This is a genomic window from Gordonia sp. ABKF26, from assembly GCF_041103195.1.
Taxonomy (GTDB): Bacteria; Actinomycetota; Actinomycetes; order Mycobacteriales; family Mycobacteriaceae; genus Gordonia; species Gordonia terrae.
This window is the reverse complement of the sequence record NZ_JBGCVZ010000003.1, coordinates 3,305,809-3,332,436: the sequence shown is the minus strand read 5'-3', so window position 1 is coordinate 3,332,436 and position 26,628 is coordinate 3,305,809. Positions and strand designations below refer to the sequence as shown.

The window sequence follows — 26,628 nt, the reverse complement described above, 5'->3', positions numbered from 1 at the left end:
GACGACGAAGGAGGTGTGATGTCTCGAGCCATCCATGTGTTCCGCAGCCCGGACCGCTTCGTGGCGGGCACGATCGGGCAGCCCGGCGACCGTACGTTCTACCTCCAGGCGGTCCACGAGGCCCGCATCATCAGCGTGATGCTCGAGAAGCAGCAGGTCCAGATCCTGGCGGATCGGATCGGTGCGCTGCTCGACGAGATCCACCGCCGCTTCGGCACGCCGATCCCGCCGGAGACCGACCGGGTCGGCGACCTGAGCCCGCTGGTGATGCCCGTCGACGCCGAGTTCCGCGTCGGCACGATGGGTCTGGGGTGGGACGCGGAGTCCGAGGCCGTGGTGGTCGAGTTGCTCGCCATCACCGAGGGGGAGTTCGACGAGAGTGTCGTTCTCGACGACACCGACGAGGGTCCGGACGCCGTGCGCGTCTTCCTCACCACCGCCGCCGCCCGCGAGTTCGCCGCACGGTCGTCGAAGGTGATCTCGGCCGGCCGGCAGCCGTGCCCGCTGTGCAGCGAACCGCTCGATCCCGAGGGGCACCTGTGTATCCGGACCAACGGCTACAAGCGGGACGCGGAGTTGAGCAAATCCCTCGACTTCATCGATCCCGAGGTCTTCAACAGCCTTGCCGCACAGAGCGACCCGGGTCTGACGGCCGACGAGGAACCGTTCGACCAGGCGGGGGACGCACCCCAGCCCGGTGATCCGGACGAACCCGATGAGCCCGGTGACACCGGCCCCTCCGCACGTGACTGACGAGCCCGCGGTCGACCACGTCCTCCGCGAAGGCGAACTCACGATCCTCGGCCGGATTCCCTCGGCCAGCAACGCGACCCTCGTGTGCGACGCGGTGCTCGACGGCCGGACGTCGGTGCGCTGTGTCTACAAGCCGGTCCGCGGCGAGGTCCCGCTGTGGGACTTCCCCGACGGCACCCTCGCCGGGCGAGAGGTGGCGTCCTATCTGATCTCCGAGGCACTGGGCTGGGACACGATTCCCACGACGGTGCACCGCGACGGCCCGCTCGGGCCGGGGATGGTGCAGCGCTGGGTCGAGACACCCGACAACACCGACCATCCGATCCCGGAGACCGAGCCGCGGATCGACCTCGTCGACCTCTGCCCGGTCGGGGCCGTGCCCGCCGGGTACCTCGCCGTGCTCCAGGCCTACGACCCGTACGGCGACCCCGTCGTCCTGGTACACGCCGACGACCCGCGGCTGCAGCGGATGTCGGTGCTCGACGTCATCCTCAACAACGCCGACCGCAAGGGCGGACACGTGCTCGAGGGTCTGGACGGTGTCGTCTACGGGATCGACCACGGCATCTGCCTGCACGGCGAGGACAAACTGCGGACAGTGCTGTGGGGTTGGGCGGGGGAGCCGGTGCCCGGGCACCTCGTCGCCGACGTCGCCGAACTCGCCGAGCGGCTCGAGACCGACGGGTCGACGCTGCGCACGCAGCTCGCCGAGCACATCACCGCCGACGAGATCGAGTCGCTGGCGATCCGGGCGATCGTGGTCGCCGAGAGCGCGACCATGCCTCATCCGCCGGGTCATCGGCCGATACCGTGGCCGCCGTTCTGAGGGAGTCCGGCGCACTCGGCACGAGGGGACCGAACTGCTCGCCCCCGAACGCGATACACGGCCGGCGGGCAATACAGTGGACGCATGCAGTCGTGGCCCGATCTCGAACTCCCCGCCGTTCCGGGTAGTGGACCCGCCCTCCGTCTCTATGACAGCGCCGATCGCGCGGTCCGACCCGTCGCACCCGGCGCCACCGCGACCATGTACGTCTGCGGTATCACCCCCTACGACGCCACCCACCTGGGGCACGCGGCCACCTACGTGACCTTCGACCAGGTCAATCGGGTGCTGCGCGATCAAGGCCACGAGGTCCACTACGTCCAGAACGTGACCGACGTCGACGACCCGCTGTTCGAGCGGGCGGACCGCGACGGCGTCGACTGGCGCGACCTCGGGGCCCGGGAGACGCAGCTGTTCCGCGACGACATGACCGCCCTGCGGGTCCTGCCGCCGCGCGACTACATCGGCGCGGTCGAGTCGGTCGACGAGGTCGTCGAGGTCGTCGACAAGCTGCTCGCCTCCGGCGCCGCCTACACCGTCGACGACGCCGAGTTCCCGGATGTGTACTTCCGTACCGACGCCACCGAACAGTTCGGCTACGAGTCGGGGTACGACCGCGAGACCATGGCGCGGTTCTTCGCCGAACGCGGCGGCGACCCCGATCGTCCCGGCAAGCGCGACCCGCTCGACGCCCTGCTGTGGCGTGCCGTGCGGCCCGGCGAGCCGTCGTGGGACTCACCGTTCGGTCCGGGCCGGCCGGGCTGGCACATCGAGTGTTCGGCGATCGCGTTGAACCGCCTCGGCATCGAGTTCGACATCCAGGGCGGCGGCAACGATCTCATCTACCCGCACCACGAGTATTCGGCCGCCCACGGCGAGGCCCTCACCGGTTCACGGCGGTTCGCCCGGCACTACGTGCACACCGGGATGGTCGGCCTCGACGGCGAGAAGATGTCCAAGAGCCGCGGCAACCTGGTGTTCGTCTCGGTGCTGCGTCGCGACGGGGTGGACCCGGCGGCGATCCGCCTCGCCCTGCTCGCCGACCACTACCGAGGTGACCGGATGTGGACCGCGGAGGTCCTCGACACGGCCGTCGAACGCCTCGCCCGGTGGCGGACGGCGCTCGGCGCGAGCACCGGTCCCGACGCCGAGCCGGTCATCGCCCGCATCCGCCAGCACCTCGCCGACGATCTCGACACCCCGAAAGCGCTTGCCGCAGTCGACGGTTGGTGCGCGGACGTGCGCACCGGCATCGGTTCGTCGACGACGGCGCCGGCCGCGCTCGCCGACGCGGTCGACGCCCTGCTGGGAATTCCGCTCGTCCCCGGCGCCTGAGCGGCGTCGTCCCACACCGAGATGTCGGCTCGCCGGCGTCTGGGTAGAGTGCTGACGTGGCGCGCGTGCAAGAGATCCGACCCGAGACCGACGCCGGGGTGTACACCGTCGTCACCCGGACGTCGACCTACCTGCTGGATTTCACCGAGATGACGCTTCTCCGGGCTCCCGGGGTCGGTGGCACCGACAACGAGGACTGGACGGTCAGCCGGCTCCGGCGTGACTCCGAGGACATCCCGCTGCTCGGCGTGAAGTCGTGCCGCCTGGGCGAATCCGCACAGTTCTGGGTGCGGGCCGCCGACGACCCGGACGTCCGCACGTGGCGGATCACCACCCCCGTGGTCTCGATCGAGAAGATCGGCTGACGCCCGGTCGCTCGATTCAGGACCCGAACGGCCCCTGGCCGCGGCGCTTGAGGTAGCGCTCGAACTCGGCGGCGAGTGCGTCGCCGTCGATCTTCGCCATCACCTCGTCCGGATCGACCTCGGCGTCCCCGCGCTCCTCGAGCCCGCGCACGTAGTCGGCGATCTCCTCGTCGTCCTCGGTCATCTCGGTGACCGCGCGTTCCCATTCCTCGGCCTGCTCGGGGAGCGTGCCGAGCGGTACCTCGATGTCGAGGACCTCCTCGACGCGGGTCAGCAGCGCCACCGTCGCCTTCGGGTTCGGCGGCGTCGACACATAGTGGGGGACCGCCGCCCAGAACGACACGGCCGGCAGGCCCGCCTGGACGAAGAGGTCCTGCAGGACCCCGGTGATGCCGGTCGGGCCCTCGTAGCGGCTCTCGGCGAGGTTGTACCGGGCCGCGGACTCGCTGCTGTAGGCCGCGCCGGTGACCGGCACCGGCCGGGTGTGCGGGGTGTCGGCGAGCAGCGCGCCCAGCATCACCGTGGTCTCGACCCCGAGCTCCTGCGCGAGGTCGACGATCTCGGCGCAGAACGCCCGCCACCGCATGTTCGGTTCGATGCCGCGGACCAGCACGATGTCGCGGTCGGCGCCGCGCGGGCTGCAGTACGAGATGGAGGTGGTCGGCCAGTCGATCCGGCGCGTGACACCGTCGATCTGATTCACAGTGGGGCGATTGACCTGGAAGTCGTAGTATTCATCGGAGTCGATGTCGGCGAGGGGTCGGGCGTCCCATTCGAGTGCCAGGTGCTCGACAGCGCTGCTGGCGGCGTCCCCGGCGTCGTTCCACCCCTCGAAGGCCGCGAGCAGAATGGGTCTGCGCAGCTGGGGAAGGTTCGACGTCTGCTCAGCGTTCACCGATCCAGCCTACGACCGAACACGCAGAGAGGGCGAACTACGCTGTCAACCATGTCCCCTGATTTCTCCGGAACCGATCCTCGCGATTTCGACACGACCTTCCTGTCGTCGATGTCGCGCCGGGTGCTGATCGGCGACGGGGCGATGGGCACCATGCTGCAGGCCGCGGATCTGACGCTCGACGACTTCCGTGGCCTCGAGGGTTGCAACGAGATCCTCAACGACACCCGGCCCGACGTCCTCGAGGGCATCCATCGTGCCTATTTCGAGGCCGGCGCCGATGCCGTCGAGACCAACACCTTCGGTTGCAACCTCTCGAATCTCGGCGATTACGACATCGCCGACCGCATCCGGGAGCTGTCGTACAAGGGCACGGCCATCGCGCGCGGCGTCGCCGACGAGATGGGTCCCTCGACCGACGGCACCGCCCGGTTCGTCCTCGGATCGATCGGGCCGGGCACCAAGCTGCCCAGCCTCGGCCACACCACCTATGCGGCCATCCGCGACGCCTACCTCGAGTGCGTGATCGGCATGCTCGAGGGCGGCGCCGACGCGGTCCTGATCGAGACCTCCCAGGACCTGCTGCAGGTCAAATCGGCAGTGGTCGCCGCGCACCGCGCGATGGAGCGGGTGGGTCGCAGGATCCCGATCATCTCCCACGTCACGGTCGAGACGACCGGCACGATGCTCCTCGGTTCGGAGATCGGGGCCGCACTGACGGCGCTGGAACCCCTCGGCATCGACCTCATCGGCCTCAACTGCGCCACCGGTCCGGCGGAGATGAGCGAGCATCTGCGATACCTGTCCAAGCACGCCCGCATCCCGGTGTCGGTCATGCCGAACGCCGGTCTGCCGGTCCTGGGCGCCAACGGTGCCGAGTACCCGCTGACACCCGAGGAACTGGCGCAGGCCATGGCGCAGTTCGTCGGCGAGTTCGGACTGGAGTTCGTCGGCGGCTGCTGCGGGACGACGCCCGAACACATCCGGCAGGTCGCGGCGGCGGTCGCCGAGGTGACCCCGGCGACCCGCACCCCGGAGCACGAGTCGGAGACGTCGTCGCTCTACTCCGCGGTGCCCTTCGACCAGGACGCCAGCTTCCTGGTCATCGGTGAGCGCACGAACACCAACGGCTCCAAGGCTTTCCGCGAGGCGATGATCGCCGAGGACTACCAGAAGTGCCTCGACATCGCGAAGGACCAGACCCGCGACGGCGCGCACATGCTCGACCTCAACGTCGACTACGTCGGCCGCGACGGTGCCGCCGACATGACCGCCCTCGCCAGCCGGTTCGCGACCTCGTCGACGCTGCCGATCATGCTCGACTCCACCGAGCCGGAGGTCATCCGTGCAGGTCTGGAGTCCCTGGGCGGGCGTTGCGCGGTGAACTCGGTGAACTACGAGGACGGCGACGGACCGGACTCCCGGTTCACCAAGATCATGCAGCTCGTCGTCGAACACGGCGCGGCGGTCGTCGCGCTGACCATCGACGAAGAGGGGCAGGCGCGCACCGCCGACTGGAAGGTCCGGGTGGCCGAGCGGCTGATCGCCGACATCACCGGCAACTGGGGCCTCGCCGAAGAGGACATCATCCTCGACACGCTGACCTTCCCGATCTCGACGGGTCAGGAGGAGGTCCGGCGCGACGGCATCGAGACCATCGAGGCCATCCGCCGCTTGCACGAGGCCCACCCCGACGTGCACTTCACACTGGGCATCTCGAACATCTCGTTCGGCCTCAATCCCGCTGCGCGACAGGTGCTCAACTCGGTCTTCCTGCACGAGTGCGTGCAGGCCGGCCTCGACACGGCCATCGTGCACGCGTCGAAGATCCTGCCGATGGCCCGGATCCCGGAGGAGCACCGCGAGGTCGCCCTCGATCTCGTCTACGACCGTCGTCGCGAGGGTTACGACCCGCTGCAGAAGTTGATGGAGCTCTTCGAAGGTGTCTCCGCGGCCTCGGCGCGCGAGTCGCGGGCCCAGGAACTGGCGAAGCTGCCGCTGTTCGAGCGGCTGGAGCGCCGGATCGTCGACGGCGAGCGCAACGGGCTCACCGACGATCTCGACGAGGCGATGACCCAGGTGCCGCCGCTGTCGATCATCAACGACACTCTGCTGTCGGGGATGAAGACCGTCGGCGAGCTCTTCGGTTCGGGTCAGATGCAGCTGCCGTTCGTGCTGCAGTCCGCCGAGGTGATGAAAACCGCGGTGGCGCATCTCGAGCCGCACATGGAGGCCACCGGCGAGGACGGCAAGGGCCGCATCGTGCTCGCCACCGTCAAGGGCGACGTGCACGACATCGGCAAGAACCTGGTCGACATCATCCTGTCCAACAACGGCTACGAGGTCGTCAACATCGGCATCAAGCAGCCGATCGCGACCATTCTCGACGTCGCGGCGGACAAGCGGGCCGACGTCATCGGCATGTCCGGGCTGCTGGTGAAGTCGACCGTGGTGATGAAGGAGAACCTCGAGGAGATCAACTCCCGCGGTCTCGCCGACGAGTACCCGGTGCTGCTCGGCGGCGCCGCGCTCACCCGCTCCTACGTCGAGAACGACCTCTCCGAGACCTACGAGGGCGACGTGCATTATGCGCGTGATGCTTTCGAGGGTCTGCGCCTGATGGACGACATCATGGCGACGAAGCGCGGCGGGGGGCCCGATCCGGACAGCGCCGAGGCGAAGGCGGCGGCGGAGAAGGCCGCCGAACGCAAGGCCCGGCACGACCGGTCGAAGCGCATCGCCGCGAAACGCAAGGCCGCCGAGGAGCCCGTGGAGGTGCCGGCCCGCTCGGATGTGGCCGCCGACAACGAGATCCCGACGCCGCCGTTCTGGGGCTCGCGGATCGTCAAGGGCGTCCCGATCGCGGATTACATGCAGCTCCTCGACGAGCGCGCGCTGTTCCTGGGCCAGTGGGGTCTTCGCGGCGCCCGTGGTGGTGACGGACCGTCGTATGAGGAGCTCGTCGAGACCGAGGGCCGGCCGCGCCTGCGCCACTGGATCGATCGCCTGTCGACCGAGAACATCCTGCAGCACGCCGCGGTCGTCTACGGGTACTTCCCGGCGGTCAGCGACGGCGACACCGTCCACGTGCTCACCGAGCCGGAACCGGATGCGCCGGTGCGGTTCAGCTTCACGTTCCCGCGTCAGCAGCGGTCGCGGTTCCTGTGCATCGCGGACTTCATCCGGTCGCGCGACGACGCGAAGGCCGCGGGCAAGGTCGACGTGCTGCCCTTCCAGCTCGTCACCATGGGTCAGCCGATCGCCGACTTCGCCAACACGCTGTTCGCCGAGGACGCCTACCGCGACTATCTCGAGGTGCACGGCATCGGCGTCCAGCTGACCGAGGCGCTCGCCGAGTACTGGCATCAGCGCGTGCGCAGCGAGCTGACGTTCGGCGACCGCACGATGGACAGCGAGGACCCGGAGAACGCGCAGGGCTTCTTCGATCTCGAGTACCGCGGCGCGCGTTTCTCGTTCGGCTACGGGGCCTGCCCCGACCTCGAGGATCGGGCCAAGATGATCGAGCTGCTCGAGCCCGGTCGGATCGGTGTCGAGCTGTCGGAGGAGTTGCAGCTGCATCCCGAGCAGTCGACCGATGCGTTCGTGCTGCACCATCCGGAGGCGAAGTACTTCAACACCTGAGGTACGTCCGCGGCCGATCGAGGGACGGGGGACAGGCGATGACGGTTCTGGAGCGGACCGAGGGGCCGGTGCGGATCATCGGGATCGACCGGCCGGATCGGCGCAATGCCGTCGACCGGGCGACGGCCGACGCGCTGGCGGATGCGTTCCGCCGGTTCGACGCCGACGACTCGGTGTCCGTCGCGGTGCTCTACGGCGAGGGCGGGACGTTCTGTGCCGGGGCCGATCTCAAGGCGATCTCGGACGGCGTCCCGAACCGGGTGGCGCCCGACGGCGACGGGCCGATGGGTCCGACGCGGATGACGTTGTCGAAACCGGTGATCGCGGCGATCTCGGGGCACGCCGTGGCCGGCGGACTGGAGCTGGCGCTGTGGGCGGACCTCCGTGTCGCCGACGACGACGCCGTCTTCGGGGTGTTCTGTCGCCGTTGGGGCGTCCCGCTGATCGACGGCGGCACCGTCCGTCTGCCGCGCCTGATCGGCGAGAGCCGGGCCATGGATCTCGTGCTGACCGGCCGGGCGGTCCCGGCGGAGGAGGCGTTGTCGATCGGGCTCGCCAATCGCGTCGTACCGTCGGGGACGTCGCTGCCGGCCGCGATCACCCTGGCCACCGAGATCGCCGGGTTTCCGCAGACCTGCATGCGCGAGGACCGGCTGTCGGTCCTCGAACAGGACGGCCTGGACACCGATGCGGCGATCGGCAACGAGTTGCGGCACGGCATGGTCTCCCTGGCGACCGACACACTCGCCGGGGCAACCCGATTCGCCGGGGGAGCGGGCCGGCACGGTGAGGGCGTCGGCAGCTAGAGGTCCAGTACCTCGGTCAGCTGCGGCACGATCTGCTTCTTGCGGGACACGACGCCCTTGCCGAAGGCGTGGCCGTCGGCGACGGTGACCCCCAGTGCCTGCTCGACGGCCGTAACGGGTTCGCCGACCACCAGGAGGTCCGAGTCGCAGGCGATCACGTCGGTGATCAGCAGGAGGTAGAGGTCGTAGCCTGCGGCGTCCTTCTCGGCGGTCATCGCGGCGAAGAACTCGTCGCGGCGGTCGAGCACCTCGGCGGAATCGACCGTGGTGAGCTGTGAGACCCGCACCGTCTTCGGTCCCATCGCGAAGCTCTTGGAGTCCCGGCCGATGATCGTCGACGCCGGCTCGTCGCCGAGGGCCGTGCCCGCGCGGAGCAGTGCGTCACCGTACTCGTCGGCGTCGACGCCGGCGATCGCGGCGAGCTCCGCGGCGGCCGCGCGGTCGGCGTCGGTGCAGGTCGGCGAGTTGAACAGGAGGGTGTCGGAGATGATCGCCGAGAGCATGATCCCCGCCTCGGCGCGCGGGATGTCGACCCCGTTCTCCGCATACATGCGGGTGAGGATCGTGCACGTGCACCCGACGGGCTCGACCCGGACGTAGAGCGGCGCCGCGGTCTCGAAGTTGGCGATCCGATGGTGGTCGATGACCTTCAGCACGGTGACGTCGGTGATGTCGGCGACGCTCTGCTGCCGTTCGTTGTGGTCGACGAGCATCACGTCCGACGGAGCCGCGGTCTCGATCACGCGGGGCGCGTCGAGGCCGAAATGCTCGAGCGCAAAGGCGGTTTCGAGACTCGGCCGGCCCAGGGCGACGGCCTCGACGTCACTGCCCAGCGCGGCTTCGAGGGAGGCGAGGCCGATCGCGGCCCCGATGGCATCGGTGTCGGGGTTGCGGTGTCCGATGACCAGGATCTTCGACATGGCGACTCAGCTTTCGCTCGACGTTGCTGAATCCCAGCCTACGGTGGCGCTACATCGTGAACCCCCGGAACACGGCTCCATCTCGACGATCATTGCCGGGCGATAGTTGTAAATATACAATCGTTGTATGTCTACAACTGATGGCACGATCGGCGCACACTCGCAGACCGCGACCGACGTGTGGTTCACGATGAACAGTCTGGTCCGCGATCAGGCCAAGCAATCGCGCGACCGCATCAGCGAAGTCATCGACATCCCCTTCAGCCGGTTCCGGGCACTCCGCCGCGTCGCGGTACGGCCGATGACCCAGCGGGACCTCGCCGAACGGATGGGCGTCGACGCATCGGCGATGAGCGGCATCGTCAACGATCTCGTCATCCGCGGGCTCGTGACCAGGGAGCCCGACGCCGACGACGGCCGATTCAAACGCGTCACGATCACCGACGTCGGACGTCGTGTGGTGGACGAGGTGGCCGCGAACCCGGCCACGGCCCCCGGCATGTTCGCCGCGCTCGACGAGGAACAGCTCCGTCAGCTCGCGGACCTGCTCGGCCTCCTCCGCGAGGCGGCCGAGTCGTGAACGCTGCACGTGCAGCGTTGCGCGCCCGCTCGGCCGACGGCGTCCTCACGCGTAGGGATCGGCTCGTCATCCTCGCCACCTGCTGTCTCAGTCTCTTCATCGTCGGCCTGGACGTCTCCGCGGTGAACGTCGCACTGCCGTCGATCAGCTCGGACCTGGGTGCGACGCCTGCACAGCTGCAATGGGTCCTCGACTCGTACGCGCTGGTGATCGCCAGCCTGCTGATCTTCGGTGGATCACTCGGAGATCGTCTGGGCCGCAAGAGGGTCTTCCAGGTGGGTCTGGTGACCTTCGGTGTCGCCTCCGTGCTGTGCTCGCTGGCGCCCACACCCGAGGCGCTCATCGGGGCGCGCATGCTGCAAGCCGTCGGCGGGGCGATGCTCAACCCGGTCGCGCTGTCGATCGTCACCAACGTCTTCGTCGATCCACGAGAACGCGCCCAGGCAATCGGATTGTGGGGCACCGCATTCGGCATGAGCCTGGCATTCGGGCCGGTCGTCGGTGGCGCGCTCGTCACCGGAATCGGTTGGGAGGCGATCTTCTGGCTCAATGTCCCGGTCTGCGTGCTCGCCGTCGCTCTGACGATGCGTTTCGTCCCGGAGTCCAAGGCCGACCGAGCCCGTCGGGCGGACCCGGTCGGCCAGGTCCTGATCCTGACCTTCCTCGCCACCCTCACCTTCGCCATCATCGAGGGGCGTCCCCTGGGCTGGACGTCCCCGGCCGTGGTCGCGTGTTTCGTCGTCTCCGCCGGTGCGCTCGTCGCGCTGATCGCCTACGAGAGTCGCCGCACGGAACCACTTCTCGACCCGCGGTTCTTCCGAAGCGCGCCGTTCTCGAGCTCGGTGGCGTGTGCGGTCCTCGCTTTCGCCGCCACCGGTGGCTTCCTGTTTCTCAACACGCTGTATCTACAGGAGGTTCGCGGGATGTCGCCGCTGAGCGCCGGACTCATGATGTTGCCGATGGCGGCGGCTTCGGTGGTCTGCGCACCGATCGCCGGTCGGCTCGTGGGCGACCGGGGAGCCCGGACGCCGATGGTGATCGGGGGAATGGCGATGGTGGCGGGCGCACTGATGCTCACCGGCCTGGGCAACGACACCGCTCTCGTCTACGTCGGTGCGTCGTACCTGGTCTTCGGACTGGGTTTCGGGTTCCTCAACGCACCGATCACCAACGGTGCGGTGTCCGGGATGCCGCGCACACAAGCGGGGCTGGCGTCGGCGATGGCCTCCACCGGTCGACAGGTCGGCACTGCCCTCGGCGTCGCGGTGTTCGGAGCGGTGGCATTCGCCGGGATCGAGGGGGCGGTCGCCGACGATCTCGCCGCGGCCGCGCGCCCGGTGTGGCTGATCATGGCCCTGTGTGGTGTCGCAGTCCTCGTTCTCGCCGTCGTCTCGACCGGTGCGTGGGCTCGTGGCACCGCCGCCCGTACCCGGGAACGGATCGAGTCCACGTCGGGGACCTGGGCGCCCTGACCGTCACTGTCGGACAGCGTCGGACTCGGTGGTCGCCGGCGTCACGATCGTGTGCGAGTCCCACCAGTCCGCGATTCGCTGCGCGACGGGGTCGGGCGTGCGGACCCATCCGATGTGAGTGGTGGTCCCGCCCGCCGGGCAGTGCGCGTCGTCGTAGCGCCAGTGGGTGATCGCCTCCGCCGCGAACGCGGCGTCGAACGCCGAGGCCGCACGGTCGGTGACGACCTCGTCGTCGTGTAGCCGGATCGACAACACCGGCACCGCGATTCGGGAGTCGAGTGGGAACGGCGCCCGCCCGGTCAGCACCATGCGTGCCCACTCCCGCATCAGCGTGCGTGGCGTCGGACCGCCGAAGCCGCGTCGTGGCCACCGGCCGGTGATCCCCGCGATCGGGGCGACCGACGCGGCCAGTGCGGCGAGCGGGACCCCGCGCACGCCGTAGTGGCGACAGTGGGGGACCGACGCGCCGATCGCCACGATCCCGTCGGGGGCATCCTCCTCCCACCGGGCCACCATGGCGGCCAGTTGCGCACCCAGGCTGTGACCGAGCACGAGAACCCTCGTCTCGGTGTCGTCCGCCCGGACCGCGGCCACGGCGTCGGCCAGATCAGCCGCCTCGTCGGCATAGGACCAGTCGGACCGTCGAGATGGTGGGTCGCTGCCCTCCTCGATCCCGCGGCGCGGGACGATCCGGGCGTCGAATCCGCTCCTCGTCAGCGCCTCGGTCAGGCGACGGTACACACGCGCGGGCACTCCCATCGCCGGCGCGACGAGCACCGTCGTGTGCAGTGCGGAAACCGGGTGGCTCTCGATGCGGGTCATGTCCCCAACCTCTCGCACCCGGTGCCGCCGGCACCACTACCTACCAGGTAGTCGTTTCAGGGTGCGGTCGAATGGATACGAACCAGCGATGACCGACGCCGACTCGAAGGGAGCGACACATGTCGGACGTGAGTGATTTCTCGGAGACCTGCCGACGCGTGGCCGACGCCGCGATGAAAGCCGGTGTACGGATTGCGGTCGCGGAGTCGCTGACCGGTGGGAATCTCGCGACGGAGCTGAGCAAAGCGCCCAATGCCGGGACGTGGTTCCGCGGAGGCGTCGTCGCATACCACAAGGACGTGAAGTACAGCCTGCTCGAGGTGCCCGAGGGGCCGGTGGTGAGCGAGACGGCGGCGCGCGCAATGGTGGCGACGACCGCGCGCCTCTTCGACGCCGACCTGGTCGTCGCGGTGACCGGCGAAGCCGGGCCCGAACCGGATGAGGCGGCGCCGGGCACGGTGTGGTTCGGACTGGATCACCGAGGACGGGTCAGCGCGTCCCGGGAGGTGTTCGACGGCGAACCCGAGGAAGTGTTGGCCAAGACCATCGGCCACTCGCTGGAGCTGATCGAGTCCTGCTTGAAGTCCTGATGTCCCGGACTTGGTGGCCGATACCCGCGAGGTAGTCGTGGCGGCACCGTCCGGGACCTAGCATGGCCCTCATGACGGTCGAGGTGGGGAGCATGCTGCGGCAGTGGCGCTCTCGTCGCTCGCTGAGTCAGCTGGACCTCGCCTACGAGGTGGGTGTGTCGCCACGCCACCTCAGCTTCGTCGAGACCGGTCGGTCCCGGCCGAGTCCTGCACTCCTCGAGGCCCTGTCCGAGCGGCTCGATGTGCCTCTGCGGGAGCGCAACTCGCTCCTCCTCGCGGCAGGGCACGCGCCTCGATACAGCGAGGAACCGCTCGATGCGGACACCATGGTGCGTGTACGGTCGTCCGTCCAGCGGTTGCTCGACGCCCACAACCCGAACATGGGCGTGGCCCTCGATCGCGCCTGGAACGTCGTCCTGGCCAACGACACCGCGCTCACGCTCCTGGAGATGCTGCCCCGCGAACTGCACTCGGTCCCGGTCAACCTGTTCCGGGTCTCGTTGCATCCGGACGGCTTCGCACAACGGACGCACAACTTCGACGACTGGGCGACCTACCTCCTCGACCTGCTCCGGCGGATGGCGCGGATCACCGGCGACCCCCGCCTCGCCGATCTCGAACGGGAGGTGTCGGCGTATCCGTCCGTCGCCGACCTCGACGGTCGCCTGGCGCGCGACCGTGCCGGCCCTCCGGACAAGACGGAGTTGCTGGTGCCCTTCCAACTCGAACTCGGCGATCAGGTCCTGTCCTTCTTCAGCACCCTCACCACGTTCGGTTCGCCGCGCGATGTCACTCTCGACGAGCTGACCATCGAGCTGTTCTACCCCGCCGACGAGCCCACCGAGCAGTGGGTTGCGATGATGCAGGGGTGACAGACACCGCCTCCGCCCGCACGTCCACCACCTCGATGACGCCCTCGGGGACTCGTTTGCCCGCCGCGGTCCTGTGGGACATGGACGGCACGCTGCTCGACTCCGAACCGATCTGGGATGTCGCGATGGCCGAGCTGGCCGCGCGGCACGGCCTCGTCATGTCGCCGGAACTCCGCGAATCCACCCTCGGGAACTCGCTGCCCGACGCGCTGGCGAAGGTGCACGACGCGGCTGGTCTGTCCGCCGCGGACCGCGATCCCGATGCCGACGGACGCTGGACCCTCGACCGGGTCGCCGAACTGTTCGCCGACGACCTGCCGTGGCGTCCCGGCGCACCCGAAGCGCTGGACCTGGTGGCCGCGGCGGGGATCCCGATGGTGCTCGTGACGAACACCGTTCGGGAGCTCACCGAGGTGGCCCTCGAGACCATCGGGCGAGAACGCTTCACCACGACGGTCTGCGGCGACGAGGTCGCCGTGGGCAAACCGGCTCCCGACCCCTACGTGCGCGCCGCAGAGCTCCTCGGTGTCCCGACAGCCGACTGCCTGGCCGTCGAGGACTCGCCGACCGGTGCCGCGGCGGCGTCGGCGGCCGGTTGTCCGACGCTCGTCGTCGAGTCCGCAGCACCGGTCGAGCCGGGTCGGCTGCGAGTCTTCCGGACCTCCCTCGTCGGGCTGGACCTCGACGATGTCGCCGACGCATGGACCGGCGGTCTCGCGCGCATCTCGACATGCAAAAATGAGGAATCGTGAAGACTTTCGAGGAGCTGTTCGCCGAACTCAGCGACAAGGCGCAGACCCGTCCCGAGGGTTCGGGTACCGTCGCCGCCCTCGACTCCGGTGTGCACACGCTGGGCAAGAAGATCATCGAAGAGGCCGGTGAGGTCTGGCTCGCCGCCGAACACGAGTCCGACGAGTCGCTCGGCGAGGAGATCTCGCAACTCGTCTACTGGCTGCAGGTGATGATGATCAAGCGGGGACTGACGCTGCCGGACGTGTACCGACATCTGTGACCGGCTGACCCGGTCCAGATCGATCCCGCACGACCCCACTGTCACCGCGCCCGACGGGCGCGACCCCCACGAAAAGGACATCGAGATGCTGCGAGTGGCCGTACCCAACAAGGGTGCGCTCTCCGAATCCGCGTCGGCCATCCTCTCCGAGGCCGGATACCGCCGCCGGACCGACGCCAAGGACCTGACGGTCCTCGACAACAACAACGACGTCGAGTTCTTCTTCCTCCGCCCCAAGGACATCGCGATCTACGTCGCATCCGGCCGCCTGGATCTGGGCATCACCGGGCGCGACCTCGCCCGGGACTCGGGCGCCGAGGTCTCCGAGCAGCTGGCGATGGGCTTCGGCTCGTCGACCTTCCGCTACGCGGCGCCCGCCGACCAGCAGTGGAGCGTGGCCGATCTCGCGGGCAAACGCATCGCCACGTCCTACCCGAACCTCGTGCGTGCAGATCTGGCCGGACACGGCATCACCGCCGACATCATCCGGCTCGACGGTGCGGTCGAGATCTCGATCCAACTCGGTGTCGCCGACGCGATCGCCGATGTCGTCGGCTCCGGCCGCACGCTGCGTCAGCACGATCTGGCCGCGTTCGGGGAGTCGCTGTGCGATTCCGAGGCGGTGCTGATCTCCCGTCGCGACGCCGACCTCACCAAGGCCGAACGCCAGTTCGTCGCCCGGGTGCAGGGCGTCGTGTTCGGACAGCAGTACGTGATGATCGACTACGACTGCCCCCGTTCACTTCTCGACCGGGCATCGCTGCTCACCCCGGGTCTCGAGTCGCCGACCGTGGCACCGATGGCCGACCCGGACTGGGTCGCCGTCCGCGCGATGGTGCCCCGCAAGGATCACCAGAACCTGATGGACGAGCTGTCCGAGCTGGGCGCGAAGGCAATCCTGGCGACCGACATCCGCTCCTGCCGGTTCTAGCCCTTGCTCCCTGAGGTGCGAGGAGCGCAAGCGACGAGCCACGAAGGTTTGGCGACGCATCTCACCAGAACCCTTCGAGACGGCCTCCGCAGGCTCCGGCCTCCTCAGGGGGCAGTGGGTGGCTACGGCACCGCGCTGAGCATCACCGTTTGGGCCGACCGGCCGATGTGCCCGGAGGCGTCGTAGAGGTCGGCGAAGGTGCTGCCGAATCCGTCCGGGCCGGTGATCATGTGGGCGTCGATGCCGACCCACGGTCCGCTCGGGACGCGCGTCAGGTGCACGGTGGTGTCGGTGTTCATCCAGGTCCACCGATTCGGCCGAAGCCGGGTTCCCAGCCCGTTGGCGACGTCGATGACGGTGAACATCGACTCGAGGTCCGCGATCTTCTCGTCGGCGACGAGCGGGATCGCCGGCCGTAGCCACACCGCGGGAGTCGTCCCGTTGCGTCCCTCGACCCGGATCGACTCGACGGTCCCGATGAATCCCAGCGTGCCCCAGTCGACCGCCTCGCCGCTGTCGTCGGAGAAACCGATCAACGCCTTCGACTCGTCCGGTTCGGGGGTCAGGGGAGCGGGACCGTCGGCGATCTCGGCGGTGTCGGCGACGCGCAGACGCCAACCCACCGATCGTGCGGCGGCGCGGAACGTCCCGTCGGCCTGCTGAACCTGCAGTTCGGTCTCCACGAGGCTGATCTGGCGGCCGGGTCGTACGACCCGGGCGGACACCCGGTTGACGCCCAACCCCACCGGGCCGAGGATCTCGGTGGTCACCCTCGTGAAGTGCTGGGCCGGGTCGGGCTCGCACCGCAGCAGCGACCGCATCAGGAGGGCCGACGGGGGACCGCCGTGCTGCATGGTCGGCGACCACACGCTCAGCGTGGCGTCGGTCGGGCGGAAGTACTCGAAGTCGTGCTCGGAGTCAGACCTCGCAGCATCCGACGGGGCGTCGATGGGTTCGTAGTACGAGTTCTCCACCCGGCCACTCTATGACCATCGACATAGTCGTCCGGTGCGGGGGCACGCCGACGGGCTGCCGGCGTGGGATCAGGCCGCGAATCCCGGCGGCGGGCCCGGGTACGGCGGGACCTCACCGCCGAACTCGGGACAGCGGGCGTGGTGCTCGCAGAACTTGCACAGCCAGGACTTCTTCGGTCGGAAATCGCCGGACGTCACGGCCGCGCGGATCGCCTGCCAGATCGCGCGCAGGGTGCGCTCGAAGCGGAGCAGTTCGTCGTGATCCGGGCGATAGATCAGCTGCTGCCCGTCGGAGAGGTACATCAGTTGCAGGCGGGCCGGCACCACCCCGCGGGTGCGCAGGATCGCGAGCGCATAGAACTTCATCTGGAACAGCGCCTTGGCCTCGTAGGCCTCGCCCGGGGATCGTCCGGTCTTGTAGTCGACGACCCGGATCTCGCCGGTCGGCGCGACGTCGATGCGATCGATGAAGCCGCGCATCAGCATGTCTTCGGCGTCGATCTCGACGTGTTCCTCCACCGCGTCGGCGTCGAACGCGGTGGGGTTCTCCATCGTGTAGTAGGTGGCGATCAGCTTGTACGCGTCGGCGAGGAAGGCCTCCTGCCCGCCCTCGCCGATCACCTTCGCCAGGTCCGGGTCGCCCTCGCACAGCGCGGCCCAGGCGCCCTCGACCAGGAGCTCGGCGGAGTCCTGGGTGCGGAGTTCGGCCGGGAGGTCGAACAGGTTCTCCAGCGCCGCGTGCACCACGGTGCCCCGGGTCTGCGCGGCCGTGGGTGTCTCCGGGAATCGGTCGATCGCGCGGTACCGATAGAGCAGGGGGCACTGCTTGAAGTCCGCGGCGCGGGACGGGGACAGCGCCAGCGGCCGCCCGACGATGCCGCGCCCACCGGTGCCCTGGGAATCCGGGCCGGGCACCCCGGCTGGGGTCGTGCTGGTCGAGGTGTCCCCGACACCGGTCATCGTGCTCACCCTTCGCAGGGTAGGCGCCGGCCCCGACAGGCCGACGCCCCGACACTCGGGTCGCACGGGACCGCGTCTCCGACCGCGCGACGGGTGACACGAGGCGGGTCGGACCCACCTGGTCGGGTAACGTCCACACGGCCCACGAACCGCTGCGCGCAGGCGCGCGGGTTCGGATCGTTCACGAGAGGAAGCACCAGTGCCCACCACCGGACCGTTCGCCATCGGCGACCGGGTTCAGCTGACCGATGCCAAGGGGCGCAAGTTCACGGTGCTGCTCGACGAGGGAAAGCAGTTCCACACCCACCGCGGGGCGATCTCCCACGACGATCTGATCGGCTCGCCCGAAGGCAGCATCGTCTCCGCGACCAGCGGGACCCAATATCTCGCGTTGCGGCCGCTGCTGGTCGACTACGTGCTGTCGATGCCGCGCGGAGCCCAGGTCATCTACCCCAAGGACGCGGCGCAGATCGTGCTCGAGGGCGACATCTTCCCGGGTGCGCGGGTGCTCGAGGCCGGTGCCGGGTCGGGTGCGCTGACGTGTTCGCTGCTGCGGGCGGTCGGTGCCGACGGCGAGGTCGTCTCCTACGAGATCCGGGATGACCACGCCGAGTACGCGACCCGCAACGTCGAGACCTTCTTCGGCGGACGCCCGGACAACTGGCACCTGACGGTCGACGACCTGGCCAACGTGGATTCCGACGAACGGTTCGACCGGGTCATCCTGGACATGCTCGCGCCGTGGGAACCCCTCGACGTGGTCCGCACGGTGTTGAAACCAGGCGGGGTCTTGACGGTGTACGTGGCAACCGTCACCCAGCTGTCCCGGGTGATGGAGGCCCTGCGCGAACAGGAGTGCTGGACCGAGCCCCGGGCCTGGGAGACTCTGCTGCGCGAGTGGAGTGCGGTGGGCCTCGCGGTGCGGCCCGAACACAAAATGCAAGGCCACACCGCCTTTCTGATCACCGCCCGGCGGCTGGCCGACGGGACCACCACGTTGCGCCCGCAGCGTCGACCCAGCAAGGGCTGACCCCGTCCGAGGTCGCGGTGAAACATCGCGAATACGTTGCGAAGACGCACATTTAACACACCGTCAACACCGGCGATTGCGCGGCAGACGGCGATTCCGCGTCGCGGCCGGTAGCGTAGGGATACGGCGCGAGCATTCCGATCGAGGGATCGGGTGATTGCCGGCGAGAGGAGTCAGCAATGACCGAATCTGACCGCCACGACGCACTGGGGGACCGCGGGGTTCCCGAGAGCGCCAGTGCATCCGACGAGGGCTTCGTCCCCGCCTACACTCCGCCCCCGCCGCGGAGCGGCTCCGAGTCGCCGCTGTCGCGGAGCGGCTCGGACTCGTCTGCGCGCGGCGCAGCCGGCCGGCCGGCCGGGGACCTCCAGGAGCGAGTGGACAGTCTCACCGCACGCAACGCGAAGCTACTCGACACTCTCAAGGAAGCCCGACAGCAACTCATCGCCCTGCGCGAGGAGGTCGACCGGCTCGGTCAGCCGCCGAGCGGCTACGGCGTACTGCTGGACGTGCATCCAGACGCCACCGTCGACGTGTTCACCTCCGGCCGCAAGATGCGGCTCACCTGTTCGCCGAACATCGACACCGAGACGCTGACCAAGGGCCAGACCCTGCGCCTGAACGAGGCGCTGACCATCGTCGAGGCCTGCGAGTTCGACACCGTCGGCGAGATCAGCACGCTGCGCGAGGTGCTCGGCGACGGCAAGCGCGCCCTGGTCGTCGGCCACGCCGACGAGGAGCGGGTGGTCTGGCTGGCCGAGCCGCTGCTCGGCGAGGTCGACGGAGAGGATGGCCTGCGCCGCAAGCTGCGTCCCGGTGACTCGCTGCTCATCGACACCAAGGCCGGTTTCGCCTTCGAGCGCGTGCCCAAGGCCGAGGTCGAGGATCTCGTTCTCGAAGAGGTGCCCGACGTCGGATACGAGGACATCGGTGGTCTGGGTCGCCAGATCGAGCAGATCCGCGACGCCGTCGAACTGCCGTTCCTGCACAAGGACCTGTTCCGCGACTACCAGCTGCGTCCGCCGAAGGGTGTGCTGCTCTACGGTCCGCCCGGGTGTGGCAAGACGCTCATCGCCAAGGCCGTGGCCAACTCCCTGGCGAAGAAGATCGCGCAGGTGCGCGGCGACGACGCCAAGGAGGCGAAGTCGTACTTCCTCAACATCAAGGGCCCCGAACTGCTCAACAAGTTCGTCGGTGAGACCGAACGCCACATCCGGCTGATCTTCCAGCGGGCGCGTGAGAAGGCCTCCGAGGGCACTCCGGTCATCGTCTTCTTCGACGAGATGGACTCGATCTTCCGCACGCGCGGGTCGGGTGTCTCCTCCGATGTGGAAACGACCGTCGTCCCGCAGCTGCTCAGCGAGATCGACGGCGTCGAGGGTCTCGAGAACGTCATCGTGATCGGTGCGTCGAACCGCGAGGACATGATCGACCCGGCCATCCTGCGCCCGGGCCGTCTCGACGTGAAGATCAAGATCGAGCGTCCCGACGCCGAGTCGGCGATCGACATCTTCTCCAAGTACCTCACCGAGGAGCTGCCCATCCACGCCGACGACATCGGCGAGTTCGGCGGTGACCGGACGGCCTGCGTCAACGCGATGATCGAGAAGGTCGTCGAGCGAATGTACGCCGAGAGCGAGGACAACCGGTTCCTCGAGGTGACGTACGCCAACGGCGACAAAGAGATCATGTACTTCAAGGACTTCAACTCCGGCGCGATGATCCAGAACGTCGTCGACCGGGCCAAGAAGTACGCGATCAAGTCGCAACTCGACACGGGTGCACCGGGTCTGCGCGTCCAGCATCTCTTCGATTCGATCCTCGACGAGTTCGCAGAGAACGAGGACCTGCCCAACACGACCAACCCCGACGACTGGGCCCGGATCTCGGGCAAGAAGGGTGAGCGGATCGTCTACATCCGCACGCTGGTCACGGGCAAGAGCGCGGGCGCGAGCCGGGCCATCGACACCGAGACCAACACAGGTCAGTACCTGTAGCGACAGACGACTCCGCCGAGCAGACAGCCGACTCCCACGGGGTCGGCTGTCTGCTCGACAGAACGGCGTGAACAGCCTCTTCACGCACTAGAGTTGTCGGCGATGAACAGCACATCGATGACGCGTGGACGGGTGATCGTCGACGGTGGGGCACCGCACCCACTGGGCGGGTCCCGCCGCGTCACCCTGGGCCGGGAACCCGACAACGACATCGTGATCAACCATCCGATGGTGTCGCGTCGACATCTCGCCATCGAGTGGCGCGGGGCGGCCTGGTGTCTGGTGGACATCGGCAGCACGAACGGCTTCTTCGTCAACGGTCAGCGGATGGCCGAGTTCATGGTGCCGGGCTCGATGCAGGTGCGCCTCGGAGACGTGAACACCGGTCCGGTGGTCGATCTCGTGGTCGACGTGCCCGTACCCGGTGGGCGGGCCCCCTCGAGTGGGCCCCATCCGGGCTTGCCGTCCCGGCCGGTTCCGCCGGGCTCGCGCCCGACGCCCTCGGGTCAGCCGCCGTCGGGTCCGCGCTCGGCGGGTTTCCCGGGGACCGGGGTGCCGGCTTCCGGCCAGATGCCGGCGCGCGCACCCGGCTATTACGATCGCGCCGGGAGCGCGCGGCAATTCGGTGGCCTGGATCCGATGCCGCAGGAAGTGCTGAACGCGCCGCATCTACAGGCGCTGCAGCAGAACGTGTCCGCGGTGTACCGGTTGCCCGGGGCGCCGACTCCGCCGGAGCGCGAGTCGATCTCACTGCGCGGCGTCCAGCGCATCGGACGCACCCCCGACAACGACATCGTGGTCAGCGACGTGCTCGCGTCTCGGCACCACGCCCAGGTGTCGAGCCGCGGGTCCGCCCTCGTGATCGAGGATCTCGGCAGCGTCAACGGGACCTTCGTCAACGGCCGGCGGGTGTCGAGCGCGCCCCTGACCGACGGTGACGTCGTCACGATCGGCAACAGCGACTTCGTGGTGTCCGGCGGCACCCTGATGCGCGGGCAGGAAAGTGCCGCGGTCGCCGACGGCCTGCACGTCCACGGGGTGAGCCTCGTCGTCGACGGCGGCAAGCGCCTGCTGGCCGATGTCGACTTCAGCGCCAGTCCCGGCACGTTGACCGCGGTGATCGGTCCCTCGGGCGCGGGCAAGTCGACGGTGTCGAAGATCGCGGCCGGACTCAATTCCCCGACAAGCGGTCTGGTCACCTTCGAGAGCCGCAACGTCCATGCCGAGTACGACGCGCTGCGCACCCGCATCGGGATGGTGCCGCAGAAAGACGTGCTGCACCACAAGCTCACGCTCCGGCAGGCGTTGCGTTACGCCGCCGAGCTGCGTCTGCCGCCCGACCTCTCGAAGGCCGACCGGGACCGGGTCATCGACGGGGTGCTCAGCGAACTCCAGCTGACCGAACACGTCGACACCCGGGTGGAGAAGTTGTCCGGCGGCCAGCAGAAGCGGGCGTCGGTGGCGATGGAGTTGCTGACCGGCCCGTCGCTGCTGATCCTCGACGAGCCGACCTCCGGTCTCGATCCCGCGCTCGATCGTCAGGTGATGGCAACACTCCGGCGGCTCGCCGACGCCGGACGCGTCGTTCTCGTGGTCACCCACTCACTGACCTACCTGTCCATGTGCGACCAGGTGCTGCTGCTCGCACCCGGCGGCAAGACCTCGTTCTGCGGCCCACCCGCGCAGGTGCAGGGCGAGATGGGAACTTCCGACTGGGCCGAGATCTTCGCCTTCGTCGCCGACCAGCCGGACACGGCGCACATGCGGTATCTGGACCGGCATCGCCGTGCACCGAATCCGCCACCGCCGCAGCGTCCGCCGGGGCCGCCGATCCCGGTGCCGCACACGAGTTTCACCCGCCAGTCGTCGACCATCGCCCGACGGCAGGTGCGGCTGATCTTCGCCGACGTCGGGTACCTGGTCTTCCTCGTGCTGCTGCCCGTGGTGCTGGGGTTGCTCACCCTGGTGATCCCGGGTTCGAGCGGATTCGCGCGTCTCGAGGTGATCCCCAACGCGCCGCCGCCGAAGGACGGTGCGGAGGCGATCCAGATCCTGGTCGTGCTGGTCGTCGGCGCCGCGTTCATGGGAGCCGCGCTGACCGTGCGCGATCTGGTCGGTGAGCGCGACATCTTCGAACGTGAGCGTGCCGTCGGATTGCGCCCAGGCGCATACCTCTTCGCGAAGATCGCCGTGTTCTTCGTCGCCGCCGTGCTGCAGACGATAATCATGGTCGGCATCACCTTCGCCGGCCGTGGGCTGCCCGACTTCGGCGGCCCGATCCTGCCGCCGCCGCTCGCGTTGCTCGTCGCGGTGTCCGTGCTGGCCTGTGTGAGCACCCTCGTCGGACTCGCCATCTCCTCGGCGGTCAAGTCCAACGAGCAGGTCATGCCGCCACTGGTCATCGTCGTCATGGTCCAGCTGGTGTTCTGCGGCGGTCTGTTCAAGCTCGACGGCATCGGACTCGAGCAGCTGTCGTGGATCTTCCCGTCGTTCTGGGGTTACGTGGCCGCAGCCGGCAGCGTCGACCTGTACACCATCAACGTCGCCGCCCCGCAGCGGATCACGCTGTGGGAGACCTCGGTCGCGCACACCGCGCTGGCCTACGGCGTGCTCGCGGTGATCAGCGCCCTCCTGCTCGCCTTCACCTATTCGCGTCTGCGACTCAAGAAGCGCTGACGAGACCCACCGCCGGGCTCAAACCAGGGGGGGCGGCTGACTCACGCGTCTCGCAGGATCGCGCTGAGCACTTCTCGTTCGTCGTCCAACCGATCGGGGAGCGGCGCACGGCTGCGGGATGCCGGTTCCACCCGGACGTCTTCTAGTCGACGCTGCCGACCGCGGTGCCGGATCGAGGCACCCTGGGCGGCGAGCACATTCGTCACCCAGTCCGACCCGGCGCCGTAGTTGAGGACCACCCAGAACCCCTCACCCGACACGATGGCCATGACCGGTGTCCGGTAGCGACGTCCGCTGCGACGGCCCACGTGCTCGACGACCGCCATCCCCGGCACGCGCCCGGCCCAGAGCAGCACGATCGGGTTGGTCACGTGCTTGTTGAGCACCGCGACCAGCCGCATGCGTCGCGCACCGAGCATCGAGGCGATCTGCGACGCCGTCCTCGCGACCGTCGACGACACGGACATCCGGCCCTCCCGTCACTGGCAACGTTCGACCAGTGTGGCGCGGCGAGGGCGGCGACGGCATCCGGGAAGACCCTGAAATCGTGAGCTCACCCGGTCGTCGTCGGGAACCGCACGAAGCCGAGTTCGGACTCGGACGACAGCTGCGGATGACGCGGCAGAACCCGGACGGTGTAACCGAGATGGCCGGACGCCGACGGCGGCACGAGTGCGGTGAACACCACCCGGTCCGACGCGTCGCGGTCGGCTCCGGGCGTCATGGCGGTGAACGTCGGATCGAGGATGTCGCCGTCATCGCCGACCCTGCCGAGCACGACCTGTACCGTCACCGACTCGGGAGCCAGGTCGCCGAGTCCGACATGAGCCGTGACGTGCAGACCATCCGCGCGCCTCTCGTCCTCGACACCGGCGACGAGGACCGAGGACCACCCCGTCTCCAATGCCCGGCGGTAGGCCGCGAGGTCGCGTGCCCCCGCGTTGGAGTCGGCGCACGCGGACTCGTAGGACCGGGCGGCCGGGCAGTAGAGCTCGGTGGTGTAGTCGCGGACCATTCGTGACGCCAACACCCGTGGCCCGAGTCGGGTGAGTGTGTGCCGCATCATCTCCACCCACCGGCGGGGTACACCGTCGCCGTCGCGGCGGTAGAACAGCGGGATCACCGTCTCCTCCAAGAGCGTGTACAACGCCTGCGCCTCGAGATCGTCGCGGCGGTGCTCGTCGGCGATCCCCTCCGCCGACGGGATGGCCCAGCCGTTCTCGCCGTCGGCCATCTCGTCCCACCAGCCGTCGAGGATCGACAGGTTGAGTCCGCCGTTGAGCGCCGACTTCATCCCCGACGTCCCGCAGGCCTCCATCGGCCGTACCGGATTGTTCAGCCACACATCACAACCCGCGTAGATCGCGCGCGCCATCGAGATGTCGTAGTCGGGGAGGAACACGATCCGGTCGCGCAGTTCCGGGTCCTCGGTGAACTGCACGACCTGCTGGATCAGCGACTTGCCGCCGTCGTCGGCGGGATGCGCCTTGCCCGCGATGACGAGCTGTACCGGACGATCGGGGTCGGTGAGGATGGCGCGCATGCGCTCGGGATCGCGGAGCATCAGGGTGAGGCGCTTGTAGGTCGCCGCGCGCCGCGCGAATCCGATCGTCAGCACACGCGGGTCGAACAGGTCGGCGGTCCAGCCCAGTTCGGCGTGGGTGAAGCCCCGTTCGAGGCCGCTCGCGAGCGCACGGCGGCGCACCTCGCCGACGAGCCTCGAGCGCAACTCCTCGTGTGTACGCCAGATGGTGTCATCGGACAGGCCCGCGTACACCTCAGGCGCGGAATCCTCGTCCCCGCCGGCGAAGTCGCGCCACTCCGGGGCCACCCAGGTCGGTCCGTGCACACCGTTGGTGACCGCCCCGATGGGGACGTCGGCGGCGTCGAACCCCGGCCAGAGGTCGGCGAACATCTCGCGACTCACCTCGCCGTGCAGTTGCGAGACCCCGTTGCTGCGCTGTCCGAGCCGAAAGCCCATGTGTGCCATGTTGAACACCCCGGGGTCCGCCTCGTCGCCGAGTTCGGCGACCGTCGCCGCGCTCAGCCCCGGCAGCAGCCGGGACCGACCGTCCGCGTCGGCGTCGAGGTATCGGGCGACGAGGTCGGCGGGGAACCGGTCGATACCGGCCGGGACCGGGGTGTGGGTCGTGAACACGTTCGACGCCCGGACCACCGCCTCCGCGGTGTCGAAGTCGAGCCCGCCGGCCACGAGTTCCCGGATGCGTTCGACACCGAGGAAGCCCGCGTGTCCCTCGTTCATGTGGAACACCGTCGGCTCGGCTCGGCCGGTGAGCCGCACGTACTCGCGGAGTGCGCGGACACCGCCGATGCCCAGCAGGATCTCCTGCGCGATGCGGTGTTCCTGGTCGCCGCCGTAGAGCCGGTCGGTCACCGCGCGCAGGACGGCGCCGTCGGGCTGGTCGTCGTTGTGGGCGATGTCGGAGTCGAGGAGCAGCAACGGGATTCGCCCCACGGTCGCGATCCACACCTGTGCCGACAACGTGGCGCCACCGGGCATCGCCACCTCGATGATCACCGGGTCGGCGTCGCTGCCCGCGTCCCCGAGAAGCGTGAGCGGGAGTTCGTCGGGATCGTTGACCGGATACCGCTCGATCTGCCAGCCGTCGTGATCGAGGCCCTGGCGGAAGTACCCGGAGCGGTACAGCAATCCGACGCCGATCAGTGGCAGCCCGAGGTCGGAGGCCGCCTTGAGGTGATCGCCGGCGAGGATGCCGAGGCCGCCCGAGTAGATCGGCAGGACCTCGGAGACGCCGAACTCCATGGAGAAGTACGCGATTCCCGGCGGCACCACCCGGTCGGTGCCCGCATCGTCGCGCGCCGGTGATTCCGCCGCGTACCGCTGAAACCACTGCGGGGCGTCGAGATACTGCCGGAGGTCGGCAGACGCGTCGGCCACCCGCGCGACGAAGCCCTCGTCGGAAGCCAGTTCGGTCAGTCGCGTCGGGTCGGCGTCGGCGAGGACCCGCAGCGGGTCGCCGGTCGAGGACCACAGCGCCGGGTCGATCGTCGCGAACAGTTCCTGGGTGGGGAGATGCCACGCCCAACGCAGGTTGGAGGCCAGCGGCGCGAGGTCGGCGATCCGGTCGGGCAGCGGGACTCGAACGGTGAACCGGCGGAATGCTTTCACGGCGTCGACCGTACTCAGC

The 26,628-nt window shown here is 68.9% G+C and carries 23 protein-coding genes; 16 read left to right on the top strand and 7 right to left on the bottom strand.

Annotated features, from left to right (window positions below; genetic code table 11):
* The first annotated feature begins 18 nt into the window (after nucleotides 1-18).
* The 4 genes from AB4Z55_RS15390 (at nucleotide 19) to AB4Z55_RS15375 (ending at nucleotide 3,279) form a co-directional block, all read left to right on the top strand.
* Nucleotides 19-753, top strand: coding sequence for a DUF3090 domain-containing protein (locus AB4Z55_RS15390; RefSeq protein WP_004019095.1), 735 nt, complete (start codon nucleotides 19-21; stop codon nucleotides 751-753).
* A complete protein-coding gene (locus AB4Z55_RS15385) occupies nucleotides 716-1,579 on the top strand; it encodes an SCO1664 family protein (protein ID WP_004019092.1) in 864 nt (287 codons plus the stop codon). The genes AB4Z55_RS15390 and AB4Z55_RS15385 overlap by 38 nt, the downstream gene beginning before the upstream one ends.
* 84 nt (nucleotides 1,580-1,663) lie before the next feature.
* A complete protein-coding gene (mshC, locus tag AB4Z55_RS15380; protein ID WP_369520037.1) occupies nucleotides 1,664-2,914 on the top strand; it encodes a cysteine--1-D-myo-inosityl 2-amino-2-deoxy-alpha-D-glucopyranoside ligase in 1,251 nt (416 codons plus the stop codon).
* A gap of 56 nt (nucleotides 2,915-2,970) precedes the next feature.
* Nucleotides 2,971-3,279: a hypothetical protein gene (locus AB4Z55_RS15375; RefSeq protein ID WP_004019090.1), complete on the top strand. Its 309-nt coding sequence runs from the start codon at nucleotides 2,971-2,973 to the stop codon at nucleotides 3,277-3,279.
* A gap of 16 nt (nucleotides 3,280-3,295) precedes the next feature.
* Here the strand turns inward: AB4Z55_RS15375 and AB4Z55_RS15370 are convergent, their stop codons facing one another.
* Nucleotides 3,296-4,174: a PAC2 family protein gene (locus tag AB4Z55_RS15370; RefSeq protein ID WP_004019089.1), complete on the bottom strand. Its 879-nt coding sequence runs from the start codon at nucleotides 4,172-4,174 to the stop codon at nucleotides 3,296-3,298.
* A 51-nt stretch (nucleotides 4,175-4,225) separates the two neighbouring features.
* Here AB4Z55_RS15370 and metH point away from each other — a divergent pair, with 51 nt between their 5' ends.
* Together metH and AB4Z55_RS15360 are read left to right on the top strand one after the other, a co-directional pair.
* Nucleotides 4,226-7,816 (top strand): methionine synthase, encoded by a 3,591-nt coding sequence (metH, locus tag AB4Z55_RS15365; protein WP_369520036.1) that lies wholly within the window; start codon nucleotides 4,226-4,228, stop codon nucleotides 7,814-7,816.
* 38 nt (nucleotides 7,817-7,854) lie between these two features.
* Complete coding sequence (locus AB4Z55_RS15360; RefSeq protein ID WP_239398677.1) at nucleotides 7,855-8,622, top strand: crotonase/enoyl-CoA hydratase family protein; 768 nt, start codon at nucleotides 7,855-7,857, stop codon at nucleotides 8,620-8,622.
* Here AB4Z55_RS15360 and AB4Z55_RS15355 read toward each other — a convergent pair.
* Nucleotides 8,619-9,542: a manganese-dependent inorganic pyrophosphatase gene (locus AB4Z55_RS15355; protein ID WP_239398679.1), complete on the bottom strand. Its 924-nt coding sequence runs from the start codon at nucleotides 9,540-9,542 to the stop codon at nucleotides 8,619-8,621. The two genes, AB4Z55_RS15360 and AB4Z55_RS15355, sit on opposite strands and share 4 nt — an antisense overlap.
* Nucleotides 9,543-9,669: 127 nt before the next feature.
* Here AB4Z55_RS15355 and AB4Z55_RS15350 point away from each other — a divergent pair, with 127 nt between their 5' ends.
* Nucleotides 9,670-10,122 (top strand): MarR family winged helix-turn-helix transcriptional regulator, encoded by a 453-nt coding sequence (locus AB4Z55_RS15350; protein ID WP_004019084.1) that lies wholly within the window; start codon nucleotides 9,670-9,672, stop codon nucleotides 10,120-10,122.
* Nucleotides 10,119-11,594: an MFS transporter gene (locus AB4Z55_RS15345; protein WP_369520035.1), complete on the top strand. Its 1,476-nt coding sequence runs from the start codon at nucleotides 10,119-10,121 to the stop codon at nucleotides 11,592-11,594. Before AB4Z55_RS15350 ends, AB4Z55_RS15345 begins: the two co-directional genes overlap by 4 nt.
* A gap of 3 nt (nucleotides 11,595-11,597) precedes the next feature.
* Here AB4Z55_RS15345 and AB4Z55_RS15340 read toward each other — a convergent pair whose 3' ends face one another.
* Nucleotides 11,598-12,416, bottom strand: a complete 819-nt coding sequence (locus tag AB4Z55_RS15340) for an alpha/beta hydrolase (protein ID WP_369520034.1) — start codon at nucleotides 12,414-12,416, stop codon at nucleotides 11,598-11,600.
* 119 nt (nucleotides 12,417-12,535) lie between these two features.
* Here AB4Z55_RS15340 and AB4Z55_RS15335 point away from each other — a divergent pair, with 119 nt between their 5' ends.
* The 5 genes from AB4Z55_RS15335 to hisG all read left to right on the top strand — a co-directional run bounded on the left by AB4Z55_RS15335 (nucleotide 12,536) and on the right by hisG (nucleotide 15,821).
* Nucleotides 12,536-13,006 carry a CinA family protein gene (locus tag AB4Z55_RS15335; protein ID WP_369520033.1) on the top strand — a complete coding sequence of 157 codons (471 nt, stop codon included), beginning with the start codon at nucleotides 12,536-12,538 and terminating at the stop codon, nucleotides 13,004-13,006.
* A 71-nt stretch (nucleotides 13,007-13,077) separates the two neighbouring features.
* Nucleotides 13,078-13,878, top strand: a complete 801-nt coding sequence (locus AB4Z55_RS15330) for a helix-turn-helix transcriptional regulator (protein ID WP_033203530.1) — start codon at nucleotides 13,078-13,080, stop codon at nucleotides 13,876-13,878.
* Between the two features lie 80 nt (nucleotides 13,879-13,958).
* Nucleotides 13,959-14,630, top strand: coding sequence for an HAD family phosphatase (locus AB4Z55_RS15325; RefSeq protein WP_051987029.1), 672 nt, complete (start codon nucleotides 13,959-13,961; stop codon nucleotides 14,628-14,630).
* Entirely contained in the window at nucleotides 14,627-14,890 is a 264-nt protein-coding gene (locus AB4Z55_RS15320; RefSeq protein WP_004019076.1) for a phosphoribosyl-ATP diphosphatase, read from the top strand. The genes AB4Z55_RS15325 and AB4Z55_RS15320 overlap by 4 nt, the downstream gene beginning before the upstream one ends.
* Nucleotides 14,891-14,975: 85 nt before the next feature.
* Nucleotides 14,976-15,821, top strand: coding sequence for an ATP phosphoribosyltransferase (hisG, locus tag AB4Z55_RS15315; protein WP_004019075.1), 846 nt, complete (start codon nucleotides 14,976-14,978; stop codon nucleotides 15,819-15,821).
* Between the two features lie 122 nt (nucleotides 15,822-15,943).
* Here hisG and AB4Z55_RS15310 read toward each other — a convergent pair whose 3' ends face one another.
* Complete coding sequence (locus AB4Z55_RS15310; RefSeq protein WP_369520032.1) at nucleotides 15,944-16,795, bottom strand: thioesterase family protein; 852 nt, start codon at nucleotides 16,793-16,795, stop codon at nucleotides 15,944-15,946.
* A gap of 69 nt (nucleotides 16,796-16,864) precedes the next feature.
* Nucleotides 16,865-17,755, bottom strand: coding sequence for a RecB family exonuclease (locus AB4Z55_RS15305; RefSeq protein WP_239399260.1), 891 nt, complete (start codon nucleotides 17,753-17,755; stop codon nucleotides 16,865-16,867).
* Nucleotides 17,756-17,954: 199 nt separating this feature from the next.
* On the opposite strand from AB4Z55_RS15305, the gene AB4Z55_RS15300 reads away from it, so the two are divergent.
* The 3 genes from AB4Z55_RS15300 (at nucleotide 17,955) to AB4Z55_RS15290 (ending at nucleotide 23,458) form a co-directional block, all read left to right on the top strand.
* A complete protein-coding gene (locus tag AB4Z55_RS15300; RefSeq protein WP_064571363.1) occupies nucleotides 17,955-18,785 on the top strand; it encodes a tRNA (adenine-N1)-methyltransferase in 831 nt (276 codons plus the stop codon).
* 179 nt (nucleotides 18,786-18,964) lie between these two features.
* Nucleotides 18,965-20,782, top strand: coding sequence for a proteasome ATPase (arc, locus tag AB4Z55_RS15295; RefSeq protein ID WP_354559493.1), 1,818 nt, complete (start codon nucleotides 18,965-18,967; stop codon nucleotides 20,780-20,782).
* Between the two features lie 117 nt (nucleotides 20,783-20,899).
* Nucleotides 20,900-23,458, top strand: a complete 2,559-nt coding sequence (locus tag AB4Z55_RS15290; protein ID WP_369521024.1) for an FHA domain-containing protein — start codon at nucleotides 20,900-20,902, stop codon at nucleotides 23,456-23,458.
* A gap of 41 nt (nucleotides 23,459-23,499) precedes the next feature.
* Here the strand turns inward: AB4Z55_RS15290 and AB4Z55_RS15285 are convergent, their stop codons facing one another.
* Nucleotides 23,500-23,925, bottom strand: coding sequence for a nitroreductase family deazaflavin-dependent oxidoreductase (locus tag AB4Z55_RS15285; RefSeq protein WP_369520031.1), 426 nt, complete (start codon nucleotides 23,923-23,925; stop codon nucleotides 23,500-23,502).
* A gap of 86 nt (nucleotides 23,926-24,011) precedes the next feature.
* Nucleotides 24,012-26,609 (bottom strand): alpha-glucan family phosphorylase, encoded by a 2,598-nt coding sequence (glgP, locus tag AB4Z55_RS15280; RefSeq protein WP_369520030.1) that lies wholly within the window; start codon nucleotides 26,607-26,609, stop codon nucleotides 24,012-24,014.
* Between the last annotated feature and the right edge of the window lie 19 nt (nucleotides 26,610-26,628).